General features: G+C 30.0%; 15 protein-coding genes. All 15 read right to left on the reverse strand.

Annotation, left to right across the window (positions count from 1 at the left end):
• Positions 1–104: 104 nt before the first annotated feature.
• The 15 genes from GBO31_RS12540 to GBO31_RS12610 all read right to left on the reverse strand — a co-directional run bounded on the left by GBO31_RS12540 (position 105) and on the right by GBO31_RS12610 (position 14,174).
• The gene (locus tag GBO31_RS12540; RefSeq protein ID WP_219008695.1) at positions 105–1,271 is read right to left on the reverse strand and encodes a hypothetical protein; all 1,167 of its coding nucleotides are present in this window, start codon (positions 1,269–1,271) and stop codon (positions 105–107) included.
• 661 nt (positions 1,272–1,932) lie between these two features.
• Positions 1,933–2,427, reverse strand: coding sequence for a MepB family protein (locus GBO31_RS12545; RefSeq protein ID WP_219008696.1), 495 nt, complete (start codon positions 2,425–2,427; stop codon positions 1,933–1,935).
• Between the two features lie 187 nt (positions 2,428–2,614).
• The gene (locus GBO31_RS12550) at positions 2,615–3,697 is read right to left on the reverse strand and encodes a S41 family peptidase (protein ID WP_219008697.1); all 1,083 of its coding nucleotides are present in this window, start codon (positions 3,695–3,697) and stop codon (positions 2,615–2,617) included.
• A gap of 97 nt (positions 3,698–3,794) precedes the next feature.
• On the reverse strand, positions 3,795–4,904 hold the full coding sequence (locus tag GBO31_RS12555) for a helix-turn-helix domain-containing protein (RefSeq protein WP_219008698.1): 1,110 nt from the start codon (positions 4,902–4,904) through the stop codon (positions 3,795–3,797).
• Between the two features lie 286 nt (positions 4,905–5,190).
• Complete coding sequence (locus GBO31_RS12560) at positions 5,191–6,465, reverse strand: type 1 glutamine amidotransferase domain-containing protein (RefSeq protein WP_246615861.1); 1,275 nt, start codon at positions 6,463–6,465, stop codon at positions 5,191–5,193.
• Positions 6,466–6,776: 311 nt separating this feature from the next.
• Positions 6,777–7,667, reverse strand: coding sequence for a tetratricopeptide repeat protein (locus tag GBO31_RS12565; RefSeq protein WP_219008699.1), 891 nt, complete (start codon positions 7,665–7,667; stop codon positions 6,777–6,779).
• 118 nt (positions 7,668–7,785) lie between these two features.
• Positions 7,786–8,685, reverse strand: coding sequence for a GNAT family N-acetyltransferase (locus GBO31_RS12570; protein ID WP_219008700.1), 900 nt, complete (start codon positions 8,683–8,685; stop codon positions 7,786–7,788).
• 185 nt (positions 8,686–8,870) lie between these two features.
• Complete coding sequence (locus GBO31_RS12575) at positions 8,871–9,284, reverse strand: hypothetical protein (protein WP_219008701.1); 414 nt, start codon at positions 9,282–9,284, stop codon at positions 8,871–8,873.
• A gap of 4 nt (positions 9,285–9,288) precedes the next feature.
• Positions 9,289–9,630 carry a hypothetical protein gene (locus tag GBO31_RS12580; protein WP_219008702.1) on the reverse strand — a complete coding sequence of 114 codons (342 nt, stop codon included), beginning with the start codon at positions 9,628–9,630 and terminating at the stop codon, positions 9,289–9,291.
• 139 nt (positions 9,631–9,769) lie between these two features.
• Complete coding sequence (locus GBO31_RS12585) at positions 9,770–9,982, reverse strand: hypothetical protein (protein WP_219008703.1); 213 nt, start codon at positions 9,980–9,982, stop codon at positions 9,770–9,772.
• A gap of 7 nt (positions 9,983–9,989) precedes the next feature.
• Positions 9,990–10,811: a class I SAM-dependent methyltransferase gene (locus GBO31_RS12590; RefSeq protein WP_219008704.1), complete on the reverse strand. Its 822-nt coding sequence runs from the start codon at positions 10,809–10,811 to the stop codon at positions 9,990–9,992.
• 410 nt (positions 10,812–11,221) lie between these two features.
• Complete coding sequence (gene hchA / locus GBO31_RS12595; RefSeq protein WP_219008705.1) at positions 11,222–12,079, reverse strand: glyoxalase III HchA; 858 nt, start codon at positions 12,077–12,079, stop codon at positions 11,222–11,224.
• A 190-nt stretch (positions 12,080–12,269) separates the two neighbouring features.
• The gene (locus tag GBO31_RS12600; protein ID WP_246615862.1) at positions 12,270–12,866 is read right to left on the reverse strand and encodes a Crp/Fnr family transcriptional regulator; all 597 of its coding nucleotides are present in this window, start codon (positions 12,864–12,866) and stop codon (positions 12,270–12,272) included.
• A gap of 193 nt (positions 12,867–13,059) precedes the next feature.
• Positions 13,060–13,497, reverse strand: coding sequence for a c-type cytochrome (locus tag GBO31_RS12605; protein WP_219008706.1), 438 nt, complete (start codon positions 13,495–13,497; stop codon positions 13,060–13,062).
• Between the two features lie 227 nt (positions 13,498–13,724).
• Positions 13,725–14,174, reverse strand: coding sequence for a hypothetical protein (locus tag GBO31_RS12610; RefSeq protein WP_219008707.1), 450 nt, complete (start codon positions 14,172–14,174; stop codon positions 13,725–13,727).
• Between the last annotated feature and the right edge of the window lie 42 nt (positions 14,175–14,216).

Below are 14,216 nucleotides of genomic sequence, written 5' to 3' on the forward strand. Positions count from 1 at the left end.
CGGCATATGCAATATACATATTGTTATCACATATTTTATTCTTTTTTATACTGCTGGTTTACTGTACAAACAAATTAGTGGATTTTATCAATATGACTATACTTTTACCCTTTTTGTATTTTATGGATACGCTTTAAAAAGTCTTTTGCACTATCATTTTCTTGGTCTAATTGTAAGGATTTTTCGAAACTTGTTTTAGCATCAATGTAATTTCCCATTTCGAAATAAGTTTCACCTAGACTAGTATGTAGCATACTATTGTTAGGCATCAAATCAAGTCCGTATTTCAAAACTTTTACTGCTGCTACAGGATTTTTGATATGTTGCGACCATTCTATCGCAGTCATTTTTATAAAAGAACCAATACCTGCTTGTGTTAACTGTTCCTCTGTGTATTCACCGTTACCTAGTGCTTCCTCGAGTATTTGGGTTGGTTTCTCAGCATTATTGAATTTCAGATAAAACTGTTTTCCCAAAGAACTATCAGAAAACAGGTCTGCCATCTTCACTTTGTATTCATTTTTTTTAAATTCTTCATGCAAATCAAACTCAATGAACTCATTAAAGTCATAATGGAAATATACACGAACTTTCATTTCTTCTAAATCGTAGATCGTAGAATACTGAGTGGCAGCAATATCTCTTTGAGCCATGTTTTTCATTACATTACTACAATAATCCAGAGTAACTTCGGATGGTGTAGACTCAATAAAATCAATCCCATTTTGGTAATAAGGTAGTTGAACTTCCTTTATAGATGAAGTTTGAGAATAATAGAAATTCGAAAAGGTTTTTTCACTTTCATCACCGATAATCATCTCATCTCCTTCTATGATAAGATAGGTACCCGATTTATCAATAAAAACTAGTTGATATGCAGCCATCTCACTTACATCTAAATTTTCATAATAGGCTTTCACCTCTTCAACTGTACTTTTTGTTCGCATTACCGTTAGTAGTGCTGTATCTAGTGATATTTTAGTTTTACCGTTTGAATTCTCCACAGGAAGCCAATTGGTGGCAAAACCATCAACAATTAAACCTGCTTCATTAATAGCTCCTTGTGCCATATCCATGAAACCAAAATATAGTACTGCGTGGCGATGTTTATCATTATTCTCAAGCCAAATTTGAGTATTAGGGGTAATCCAGTCCTCATTATTTCCTACGATTGTTTTTCCATCTTTTGTAATTTTGTACATAGTACAGGCAAAGCTGTATTGGTTTATTGTTAATAGCATTACTATTGCTAATAGGAATGATCTAATCATGGCATTTACTTTAAATTTACTTTTAGCAAGATTACTTAGGATGTAGAGATTTTTTATATAAAAAACATTTAAGAATGTCCAGAAAAAAAATACTGGACAAATTATTTTTTGAGTGTTTTTAAATTGGGTAGGAGTAGAGGTTGTATTTTTTTTAATATAGTATAGAATTTATATCTAAAACCTTTACACTTTTATTGATGTATAGTTCATGGTTTTTTATGAAAAGTTCTAGCCGTTTTCGAGGTGTATTTGTATTCTTATTTGAGTCTTTTAAATAATATACATTAAATAAAAGATTCGATTTTGAGATACTACAAAGCCAATTGAATCTATGTAAATGGTATTCAGTATGGGAGAATTATATCATAAAATTGTGAATAGTTTGCTTCCTTTTTCGTTTTGCAAATATTGAGCCTATTGAACCTTCCTACCATACGCAGGTAGTTAAGAATACAAAAACCATTCGATTGATCACTTTGCCGCTATGATATCACATATTTTGTTGTTCGTTTGTTTTTTCTTCAATAGGCAATTCCATGGTTTGTCCCGAAAGTTGATAGGGTATGAAGAATAAACAAACAATAATACGATAGTACATCTGGGTTAGTTTTAATTATTGAAAATGCTCTGTCTATAGAGAGTAGGATAGGTGCTAAGGACTTTACTTTTTATTATACAATTCATTCACTTTTTGTAAATCGGTAGAACTGTTTATTTGATAAAAATAATTCAATTGCCATTTTTGAGTCCGTTCTGCTTGTTTGTTTTTCACAATATCCCATATTGGATAAACTCTAAATCCTCGTTTACCTTCTTTATTTCGGGTTGAGATGATTCCTTTTTTTATTAATTCGGATTTGGGGAATACAAACTGTCCGAATTCATTTTCAGTCCGAACATTAACAGTATAAAAATCTATTTGATCATTTTCGTTAAACGGCTCAATCGGTCCATTTTCATTTCGTTTCCAAAACGTAACAAATTGGCCAATTTTCTTTGGTGTTACCTTGGCATCTCTACACAAAATATTCATTCCGTTGAGTTGAAATCGACAAGCTTTATAATCTATACTTTCTTTTTCGGTTTTAAAATCCGAAATCTTAAGAGAGCATCTGTCATAAATTTCTGTTTTAATTTGAGTCAGATTTTTATCCATTTGCTCTATTCAATTTGTTTTTTAATTTTCATTATCGCTTTTCAGGCATTGCACATAACATGTTCCCTTATGAAAATTAACAGTTTTTATATGCTATAATTATGATACTTAAGAAAGATAATAAAAAAGTGCAAACCTAATGACTTGCACTAATTAAACTATTTTTAATATGCGTTATTGGCAACTTTTAATTTTTAGAATTAATATACTTAATTGCCTCAATAATATTTTGATCTTTTAGAAGGTTTTCAAAATTGTTTTCTTCTTCTTTTATATAAATATCTGGATTTAAGTTTTCAGAATAATTCCCATACATATCTGCTAAATATCCAGTTGTTAAAGGAGCCTTGACTTTAAAGGGTAATTTAAATAAACTATTGGCTGTAGTGTATCCATAGGTTGGTTCTCCTATTTTGATGACATTTTCTCTGCCTACAAATGCTAAAACAACAGTCTCTCCAGCACTGGCAGTCCAATTCCCTATGATTAGAGCTACTGGAATTTTAATATCAGTTTTTTTGTTAATTGTCTTTATTTCGGTTTCCACTTTTACTCCAGAGTAAAACTTTCCATTTTCTAGTTTATTTACCTTTTCAATCTCTTTATTAACATTTAATTCATTATATACTACTTTGTCTCCCAGTAAATGATGTAGTGCATTAATCATGGGGTAAGAATTTCCACCGACGTTAAATCTTAAATCTATAATCCAGCCTTTTAAATTGTTGTTTTTGTCCAGCATTACAATTTTGTCATACATCTCTTGTGTTTTCATATTAAGTTCTTCCTGAGTTATATCTAATAATAGCATTCCTGGTATTACAATATAGCCATATACATCTTCTAATAGAGAAACAGAGAATTCAACTCCTTCTGAGTGTTTTTTGCTGAATTCATAACTATAATCTTTATATAAAAGTTGTTTTTTGGGAGTTGCAGGATAGTACCCGTTTTCAGAAAAAAGCATGCAATGGTCACATCCAATAGAATCAAAGACAGCTTTACTTTCTTTAAGAGAATTTTCAAATGTAGTATGTGTTAATGCATTTTTTTCGAAACGCTTTTTTATCTTATTCCAGGACACACTGTCTTTAAAGAGATAATGTTTTTCCAAATTAGAAAATAGGCTATCAGAAAAAATATGTATACTGTCTTGAACGGTTAGTTTTTGTGCAATTTCCCGATTTGGAGAATTGATAGGTTGTTTGCATTGCGCAAATGATAAGAGTATAGCAATAACTGCTAAAGAGGAATAAATTATTTTTTTCATAGAGTAAAGTTTTAATGGCTCAAAAGTAATTTGCCCAAGCAGAATTATCCCATGAAAAAAACGCCTAGAAGTCCAAAAAGAAGAATCTTGCACTTTTTTATAAGCTTTTTTTATATTGAGACGGTGTTATACCTGTATGTTTTTTGAAAATTGAGTTGAATGACGATTTTGAGTTGAATCCAGCCTCATATGAAATTGCCTCAAGGGTGTAATGATCAAAATTTGAATCGTTAATAAGTATTTTTACCTTGTTTACACGATATCTATTGATGAATTCTGATACGTTACATTTATAATGTGTGTTTATATAATCAGAGAGTTCCTTATGTGATATTTTCGTGGCCAATGCTAATTTAGGAAGTGAAAAATCTTTATTGGTAAACAATTCTTCAATTTCCATTACTTGATTTAACTTTTCTTCAATGAATTTCTTTTTCTTTCGATCATAGCTTTGAGTGGTAGAACCAATTTTAGGAAGTATAATATTATATTTTGTAAATCCTATATAGCCTATCCAGTATATGAAAATTGTATTTATGAAAAATGTTAGATAGAATAGATTAAGGGCAAGAATACTTGTTTGATCAAGTAGAAAAGTAAAAATCGTTAAGAGCAAGCTTAGTAGATTATAGACGATGAAAACCTTTGAAAAAAGGAATAACCAATCAAATTTCCTCTTATCTTTAGTACTAAGGTTATTATTTTCTCTTTTTTTATTTAAAAAACGAACAGATAAAACTCCAAGAATAATGTTGAATATAAATCGGATATATTCTATCATTAAGAAAAACCCTGAACTCTCGAGTTTAAGATAAATTCTATTGCTGTCTTCTTGAATACTTATTAAGTAGAAACAAACCTCTAATACAGCATATATAAAAGCAGGAACAAACCAAAAAAACTCTTTCTGGTAAATCGAAGATTCAGATTTTTCATAACTCTTTATGTAAAAATAAAACCCAATACCAATTAAAAATTCATAGGGATAAGGAATACTCATTGTTGATAATCCATAAATCTCATGTATCCCCATAAAATATAGGGCGTACCATAGATTTAGATATACCAATGAAAAGAGAAATAATGAAAAAAACCTATATGTTAACGAGTTTCCGTTTTTTTTAAGAAGGAATAAAATTAGTAACATTCCTTGCAGTGCACCAAAAAGTATTATTGCATTTGCTATCGAATGATCACTATAGGTCAATTTTATTAATTTTTAAAATGAGATTAAAGTTCTATTAGGTAATTTATTCCATTTTTTCTTACTCTAATTACTGCTAAGGTGTTTGTGTGTGTTTAGTTGCGTTTGGCAACCAATATAGCAAAAGAGGGTGAATCCCGAATGGAATTCAAAGAATTTTTCGATTAGTACTTACCAAACTTTTGCTATTAATTAAACTCAAAGTTAGAAAATTGTTTTTATTCCTTTTTTTGATTTTCGGTTATAACTTGTAGATTTTATTAGTAAATAAATCGATAAGAATTGGATCTTAGTTGTTTTTTGAATTTATCAGTTCTATAATTTTTAATGAAACTGGTTTTGAAGATTGATAATTCTGCCCAGTTACTAAACGTCCATCAACTTCTAAAGTAAACTTCCCTCGTTCTGAAAATCTAAAATCTCCTCCTCGTTCTTCAATTGTTTTTTTTATTAAAAAAGGAAAAGTTTTAAAATATTCTTTTTCTTTATTTTCATAATCATCAGGATAACCACTAACTCTTTTTCCATCAACTAAATACTTACCATCATTTGTTTTTAGATGTACAATTCCTGCCGTACCATGACAAACTGAAGAAATAATTCCGTTATATTTTTCATAAATATCCATTGTTATTTTTTGAATATTTTTGTTTTCTGGCACTCCAAACATAGCACTCCCTCCACCAATATATTGCACTGCTTTATATTTTGAAGCATCAATTTCTGAGGGTTTTTTAGTGCTTTTTAAAGCATTCATAAAAGCTGAATCATATAAGTATTTTTTACTCATTTCATCAGAAGTATTAATGTATGCTAAAGGAACTGCTCCGCCTTCAGGACTTACAAAGTCAACAGTAAAACCAGCATTTTTAAAAACATCATAAGCATTTACAATTTCCGAAAAACTATTACCGGTTGTTAGTTTTGTATTTCCATAAAAATGAGCGTTTGAGACTATAAATAAAACGGAATTTTGAATAGGATTATCCAATCTAGCTGATATGCTATAAGCAGAAGGGGCACTTATAGGATAAAAATCTTCTGTTTGCTCAGAAATCATTTTTTCGTTTTTTCTTTTAATTAAAAAAGATCCACCCCAAACTACTTGAGGATAATCCAAAATTTGCGCTATCATTTCGCCTTGAGATGGAATGGTATTTTTTAATTTTTCTACAGCCTCATCTTTTGGAGCCCAGCGGAATTCTATATTTTTATTTGTTGGTAAATCATTGGTAGTAGATTTAGCCACATAAATCTGCCTTACAATCAAAGAATTATTGAAGCTAAATTTATACGTGAAAATACCTTTAAGATTTGGTTTTGTAATGGATACTCCATATCTATTTGAGATACTATCTATGACTTCATTTATAGTTTGTCTTTTCTCATAAAATGCACCTATTGTAATCCAACCAATGGTTGCTTTTTTTAATAAAATATCTCCATTATCATTAAGAACAATTATGTTAATAGTTGATGTATTAGGTTTGTCAACATTTTGGGATTGACTTAAAATAGAATTGTATGTAAGGATAAGTGATACTAAGAAAATTACTTTTTTCATTTGTATAATTTTAAGTTTTACATAAACCTCGTAAAATTATATAATAATGAAATGGTCGATTATAATTTAGGTATCCAGAATTATAATATTAGACTTTTTACAGATAAAGATTTCTATTGATACTCTAAGGATATCTCTTCTGTTTTTCAATTCGTCAATTACTTTATCATTCTTTGTTTGTGTTATTACATAAAAAGAACTTAAAGGTATAATGTATGTAATTTTTTTTTCAAATTGTGCCTAACGTTTTTTGTGTGGTGCGTTTCCTTTTTGAAGAGAACAAATGAACTAAACAATCTGTTAGCATTAGTTTATTTTTTTAATTCTGTTATTTGCTGTTTTGCATATTTTTTAGCTCTGTCGTCTCCAAATTCAATTGTCTTTTTATAATATTCAATAGCCTTTTGTTTCTCTCCTTTTAGTTTATAAGCTTGTGCAATGTTTGATAATAATATATAATCTTTTGGATTCAATTTTTCTGCTTTATATAAGGGAACTAATGCTTTGTCGTACTCCTTGGTTAACAAATAAGTTATTGAAAGATTTGATAGGCTCTCTATATGATTTGGATAAAACTTGAGTACTTCGTTTGCAATTTCTTTCATATTATCGAGGAGCTTGTTATCCCCTGTATTATAAAGTTGTAGCTGGTAATCTTGTAGAGCTGAAAGGAAAAAGTTTTCTCCATCTTTTCTTGTCTCATTATTAGTCCAAGTCCAATTGTTCTTGTTTTTTGAAGAATACTGTATTGTTTTTATTATTTCAGAAGTGAATTTTTGCCAATCTTTAGTCTGTCCAAGAACATATATTTTACCAAATCTCATATCAAGTCGATTAGGATAGTTTTTAATTCCTTCATCTATTTTGCTGATCCCTTTTTGTAATTCCGATTTATCATAATGAATCTCACTTCCTAAAAAACCAGCAGTTTTATTTAAACTATCTTTTATAACTAAACTTTGTCCATTCGGTTGATCTGTGGTTAGTGCAATGACCTCCTTTCTAGATTTTGAAAAATGATAATTAAAATAACTTGTATACAACTCTGGATCATTTGGATTTATTTTTTTCCACTCTTCAAGAGTTCTTAATTGATTTAAGGTGTCCTTAGTTTGACAATATTTTAAAAACTCTGATTGAAAGTTTTGGCAGAACCCAAATTGAGATAATAAAATTGCAATTAGAAGTGATATATTTTTCATTTAATGTTTTTAATTTGTGCTAACGTCTCGACTAGGCCCTGTACTGGAGCTTTGCAGAAGTATGGATACATAGCGATTGTTAGACATGGTTGTTTTTTTGTTTTATTGAGTCAATTTTTCAGGCGTGAGATAAAAGCGGAAACATATATTTCTTGTTTTTGAAATAATGTGCCTTGTCTTTGATTACGAATAAAGTATCTCCTGTTTTAAACAAACTTCTTTGGTAATCATTCTCATCTAATGGAGTAAATCCCAATATTACTCTTTTTATAGTTTTGTTGGTTATTAATTGAATTACTTCGTTCAGTTCAATTCGTTTTTCAGAAAATACATCATTTAGGTATAGCGTGTTATCCTCAATGTCCATAATAATTGCAGCTTTGAGCTTTTCTAGGTAATAAATACTATTTTTCTTAAATGAGGAGCAATAAAACATAATTAAAGATGTATTGTTTTGCATTGATAATTTGGATATTGGACTTGAATCATTTATTGTACTTAGAAATAATTCCTTATCATATTTATCATCTATATTAAGTTTTTTTAATGATGATTTTAAAGTGTTAGCAGTGTTTAGCTGTTTTGAATATTGGTATTCATTTATAATCTCGAAATCAAACTTCGGGTAGAAATCAAGAACACTGTCGTTTGCAAAGAGATATATAAAATCAGATTTTTCCTTCCATTCGTTTATTACTTGTTTCATAATGAACTTGCTAAGACCTCTATGGCGGTATTCTTTKTCAGTCATAACCGTACCAATTTGAATGCCTACTTTTTTWTTATTTTCGATAATAAACTCGATTTTKCTTACAGAAACATTTGATATTACCTTATTTTCATGCAATAATGAATAGGGAATATAATTGTCATTCCAATAACCATTTAAGTACCAATTTTCGAAATTGAATTCAAATGTGGCCTCTGTCAATTCATTGAAACTCGCTCTAATTTCTTGGTCGTGTTTAAAATCTTTTGCAAACCCATAGTTTTGATTGTTGATTTGTATAAGCTCCATCAATGTTTTTTTTCTTCTAATTATACCTAAAGCTTTGCATATGAATAGTAGGTCAGATTCGAAGGAATTCTTTCTCGGTTTACCACTAAGCCCAAAAACCTTTTTTGGTTTTAATTTTTCTTGAATAGGATTTTCAATTTATTGTTAAATGTCGTATTGGCTATATACTTTGTTACCTGCTGTCTTTATTCTATCTTTATTAATTCACATTGGGAATCCAAAATTTCAGGGTTTACACATTTAAGAATTAATTTTTCTTTATTCTTAAATTCAATAACTATTCTACTATTTTTTAAATCTTTGGTACAGTAAATTTTAGATATTCGTTTTCCTTTTAATTTAAGTTTATCAGTATAATCAAGATGTTTAAACTCTTCATCATCTTCTACATCTATTAATTCATCCCAATTTTCCCAAAATCCAATTCCGGCATCAAGAAAATACTGATGCCAGTTTCTGTTTTTAACCTTTATATATACCAGTATAGGTTCTAATTTTGAGTTTTCACATACAATTAATTGCTCAAGTTTTAGTCCGTTAAACTCATCAAAGATAAACGCTGATTCTTGATATAATCTACCTCTAGGTTTTTTTGTCATAAAACTATTCAAACCATTTATTTCCACAATGTCTGCATTGCCTTGCTCTAGGTGTTCTTGCCAATTGTCCACATTTGGAACAATTATTAATAATACTCGGATTGTCTTTTAAAATTCGCTTGGCAATATTTTCTTCGGCTTGAGTTTTACCTAGAGAAACCATTTCATTTATATTATCATCCTGAAAACGATAAAACAATTCTATGTTGTGTTCAATTAATGCACTTTTTCTTGTTGTAATTTCTCCGTATTCGGTTAAGCTTAATCTTCTCAAAATAACCTTTTCTTCCTCAAGCATCCAATCTCCACATTGTTCAAGTAAATATTTTTTTAATTCAGATTCCATTTAAGTTTTTCGCTTGCTAATAACAATGTATAAGGGCAGTTTGGGGTCAAATTACATTACTTTCCCGTTTTACAATTTAATAAATTAAAAGTAATATTGATTCGAGTAAACACCAAAACTGCCGTTGCTTTATACATTGTTACCTGCTTTTATTTTTCCTTTTCGTGGTTTTGTTAAGTCTATAATTACATGAATTATTTTCTGCGTATTCTATTTTATATTCAGATAAAAGCCTGGTAATTATTTCTTGAGTTTCATCTCTATTAAGTCCAACTTGTTCTCCAAGGTCTATTTCATTCAACTGGCCATTATTTTGGATCAAAGCTTTAAAGTATCTATCTTTATTTTCCATAAGTAGTTTATTTTTTTACGGCTATCATCATATGCGGGCTAAAAGGTAAAAGATAGCTGTCATTTTCTGTGATTTTTGTGAGTTCGATTAATATTTTCTTTTTTGCTGCATTTTGCATATTAGCAAAATAGTCTTTGTCTAGCCAAGCCATTCCCTCAACTGCATAAGTATTTAGGTATCTTAATTCTTGATTTATAAATTCTTCTTTTAATTGTTCGGGTTTATGATAGTATGCTTCGGCCAGTAACCAAGGAAAATTGCTTGGTGGATTGTGTATTCCAGTTGTTAATTCGTCCTTACACATTTCAAAAAAGTGTTTTTTATGAATTAAACCATTTAATAACCCCACTAAGGTTGATGCCGTGTAATTAATGGCAAAACCCAAAATAATCCCATCATTTTTCAAAACACGTTTGGCTTCTTTAATAGTTAAATCTCGATCTTCTTTTTTTTGAAGATGATAAAGAGGTCCGTTTAGAATGATTAGGTCGGCAAAATTATTTTGAAATTTTAATTTTTTAGATTCCCCTAATTGGACACAAAACTTGTTCTTTAATTTATTGGCTCTGTTTTTAGCTATTTGTATATGCTTTAGAACTGGCTCTACCATATAAACTTGATGTCCTTTTTTTGCAAGCCATTCTGAATATTTTCCTGTACCACCTCCAACATCAATTATTTTTAAATTTTGGGAGGATATATATTTTTCTATAAGTGATTTAATTCTTTCAAATTCAAATACTCCCATTCCTTTATCAAGCCTAGTTTCTTCCGATGCTTTATTATAGAATAGTTCTATATTTCTACTAATTAATTTTTTATGATTCATTTTTAATTATTGTATTATCACATGTTGAAATGTTTAACACATTGCACAGTGATACAATCGACTTGTAATCAATTGATTTATTTAAAATTGGATAAAATAATTTGATGTGATTATCTGTGCATTAAAAAATCAGAAAGATTTCTACGCATTAATTACTCCTTCTTTTGAGTTTGTCTTTTGATAAAGACCCAGATAATATGTTTAATTAGTATAACAGACTTCAAAGATAGAAATTCTGAATTAATTTTTTTGAACTCATTGGTATTAATTGTAGTTAACGGTCTTGTGTATTGGTAGTAGCGATTTTTTTGCGACTACTTTTCGGAAAGTAATTTATAAAATATAAAGAATAGCAACTTAGGGTTTTAATCCAAGTCGCTATTACTTATACACGTTGTCGTGAGTAGTTTTTACTTCAGTTCTTTTAACAAAGTAGTAGTAGCCAATTTCCCCAAACTATTACCAGCTAATGGACTAGCTCCAGTAATTAATTCTCTATCTTTGACACAAGAATCATCCATTTCTGCATTGGTTATTACCACACCTAATTCCGTTAATTTTTCTCCTAATCTCCAAGGCATTTCTCCTGGTAAATAACCAAACTTAGGTGTTTCTTTATCCATTGCATCAGGAAATACAGTCATTTTATAGCCTTCATAAAGAAAATCCCCTCCGTCTAGTGTCGTTGATAAAAGAGCACCAGGTCCGTGACATATCGTTATGGTAAAAATGCTGTTTTGATGTGTGCTCTTCAGGATTTTTGCTACATTTTCATTTTGAGGAATGCCTAACATTGCTCCGTGTCCACCAGGAATAAATACTGCTCCATAAGAAGTTGTTAATTTATCTATCGAATTATCTACAAAATTTTGAAGACTACCTGGGTTTTCAAATTGTACTTTATAATGGTTGTATATTCCCATTACATTTTCATCTTTTTGTGGCATTGCCCACATCTCGAATATTACTGGTCTACCTGTAGGCGTAACTATTTCAAACTCAAAACCAGCATTTTTTAAATGTAACATTGGAAGCAAAGCTTCAACGGGATGATTTCCGGTAGAAAACATCTTTCCATTTTGCATTGTCATATTTTTTTGCTCTGTGAATATGATTAAAATTTTTGATTTACTTCCTTGATACTTGGTATAGTCAACTTTTTCATAATTTGTTACATCAGAAGTTGCATATGCCAATGCTTGTTCAGATGGTTTATATGAACCATCTACCTCTAATTGAGGACTAATACTTAATTGTTTTTGTTCCATATCATTTTTAATTTTTAAATCCGATTTTAGTTCAGTTACTTGTTTTTCTTTAGTACCTGTTCAAGAATAAAATAGGGTAATTGTCAGTATTTAGATTATTAATTTTTTCATTACAGTTGAACTATAGTTTTACTTGTTTGAGCAAAATTATATTGAGCTGTTTTTAAAAAAATTGATGTATGGTAAGAAACTATTTATTAGCTATTTCTTTTCGAACTCTACTTAAACTTTCTGTTGTAATCCCTAAATATGAAGCAATGTGGTAGTTTTTTACGTTCTGCTCAATATTCGGATAGGCTCGAATAAAATTTAGATAGCGTTCTTTAGCAGATAGTGTCAGGTTTTCAAGAATTCTTTTATGGAAACTAGCAAAAGCCCCTTCCAGGTTTCTGATATGAAAATGACTTATTTCAGGAATGTCTTTACATAAATTATCAAAATCTGTTTTTGAGATTTTGTACAGGGTAGTATCTTTAATGCATTCGATATATGATACTGAATTAGTTCTAGTTTTTCCAAATAAGGCAATATAGTCGCTAATCCACCATCCTTTAATTGCAAACTGTAGCGTATGTTCTTTTCCCGCTAGGTCTATAGCATATGTTCTTAGACATCCTTGTTGTATAAAATGTAAATCAGTCACTTTTTTACCAGGTTTCAAAAGAAACTCTCCTTTTGTGATGAGTACTTTCTTGAATTTCCGAAAAACATGAATTGCTTCATCTTCTGAGAGTGAGGTATCTTTAAAAATTTCAGGTATAATTGGATTCACTGAGGTTGGTTTCAATTACTCATAACGTTTTATACATGTGTCGTAGCAGGGCAAAATGTTACCTTGCTTTTGGGTTTTTCCTGCACTTTGATTGCTTCCCGAAACTTCGGGATTCTTTCTGTAAGCATTTTGCCTTCATAAATATACTACAACTATTCGATTGATCACCTAGTTGCTATAACACATATATCGTGTTGTACACCGTTTTTTATTCCGCAATATATTCAAGTAACTGTTGAATTTCTAAATCACTTAATTTAAAATAATGTTTGTAATCAAAGCTATATTCCTTATTAATTGCTAAAGCATATTCGTCTTTTCGCTCAACTAATTTTTGTTCATTCCGCACATACACAAAAAAATATTCTTTTGAAGGATAGCGTTCATTTTGCACGAGCCCTTTTAGACTTGGCCCCGTCATTCTTTTATATAACTTATGACAAGCAGCGCAATTGGCATTAAATAGGTCTCTTCCTTTAAGTCCGTTTTCGGTTAACATATTTTCCGTTCCACATATCGGTTGCGGCATTTCGGTTCCGCAAACTGCTTTTTGTTCCGATTTAATATAAACAAAAGCCATCATTCCGATTGTCGAGATTAAAAAGATACTCAGAAGAAATATTATTTTAACAGCTACTTTTTGCATTTAGTAAGATCTCTATTTCAATGGTGTACAACGTTTAATATATCTGTCATAGCTAGACAAAATGTTACCTTGCTTTTCGATTTTTTCCTGTCCGTCCTCAGGCGGATGCGCATTGGTTGCTTCCCGAAGTATCGGGATTCCTTTCTGTAAGCATCGTGCCTAACCAAATATACAACAACCAATCGATTGATCACTTTGTTGCTATGATTACAAATATTGTGTTGTAACTATTTTTTTAAATTCAGAAGACGTATCATTATGTGCCAGAAACCATAGTAGTCAACCTTTTTATTTAACCAAACATCTATTGAATTCCTATTATGATTATTTATAGTTAATACTTCGTACTCAAACTTTCGAATCATTCTATTTGGTTGATTTTGTTTTGCTTTCTCAGATTCGGATTTTGGGACTTCGAATCCCTTAATTTGTTCAATTCCAATTAGGCATAACTTCTCGCTTTTAATGGCGAGCTTTTTCGTTCCTACGATTAACCAGTTACCATTTCGATGTCCAAACTTAATTATCGGAATTCCAAATTCAGATTGATCAATATTGCTTTCGAATTCCTTTTTAAAGTTGTTGGATAAGTCATCATATAAGAATGAATATTCTGTAGGTATTCCATATTCCAAAGCTTTTTCGCTTATATTCTTTTTGATTTCTAAATCCGTCATAGCTTAATTAATGATAACGGTTTGTGTAAAATGGGTTTTAAT

Origin of the sequence: Aquimarina litoralis, from assembly GCF_019295435.1 — a bacterium.
GTDB lineage: Bacteria > Bacteroidota > Bacteroidia > Flavobacteriales > Flavobacteriaceae > Aquimarina > Aquimarina litoralis_A.

Excerpts from the sequence above, each read along its gene's own strand:
- GBO31_RS12540 (WP_219008695.1), bottom strand. The coding sequence starts at position 1,271 with ATGATTAGATCATTCCTATTAGCAATAGTAATGCTATTAACAATAAAC.
- GBO31_RS12545 (WP_219008696.1), bottom strand. The coding sequence starts at position 2,427 with ATGGATAAAAATCTGACTCAAATTAAAACAGAAATTTATGACAGATGC.
- GBO31_RS12550 (WP_219008697.1), bottom strand. The coding sequence starts at position 3,697 with ATGAAAAAAATAATTTATTCCTCTTTAGCAGTTATTGCTATACTCTTA.
- GBO31_RS12560 (WP_246615861.1), bottom strand. The coding sequence starts at position 6,465 with ATGAAAAAAGTAATTTTCTTAGTATCACTTATCCTTACATACAATTCT.
- GBO31_RS12565 (WP_219008699.1), bottom strand. The coding sequence starts at position 7,667 with ATGAAAAATATATCACTTCTAATTGCAATTTTATTATCTCAATTTGGG.
- GBO31_RS12575 (WP_219008701.1), bottom strand. The coding sequence starts at position 9,284 with ATGACAAAAAAACCTAGAGGTAGATTATATCAAGAATCAGCGTTTATC.
- GBO31_RS12580 (WP_219008702.1), bottom strand. The coding sequence starts at position 9,630 with ATGGAATCTGAATTAAAAAAATATTTACTTGAACAATGTGGAGATTGG.
- GBO31_RS12585 (WP_219008703.1), bottom strand. The coding sequence starts at position 9,982 with ATGGAAAATAAAGATAGATACTTTAAAGCTTTGATCCAAAATAATGGC.
- GBO31_RS12590 (WP_219008704.1), bottom strand. The coding sequence starts at position 10,811 with ATGAATCATAAAAAATTAATTAGTAGAAATATAGAACTATTCTATAAT.
- hchA (WP_219008705.1), bottom strand. The coding sequence starts at position 12,079 with ATGGAACAAAAACAATTAAGTATTAGTCCTCAATTAGAGGTAGATGGT.
- GBO31_RS12605 (WP_219008706.1), bottom strand. The coding sequence starts at position 13,497 with ATGCAAAAAGTAGCTGTTAAAATAATATTTCTTCTGAGTATCTTTTTA.
- GBO31_RS12610 (WP_219008707.1), bottom strand. The coding sequence starts at position 14,174 with ATGACGGATTTAGAAATCAAAAAGAATATAAGCGAAAAAGCTTTGGAA.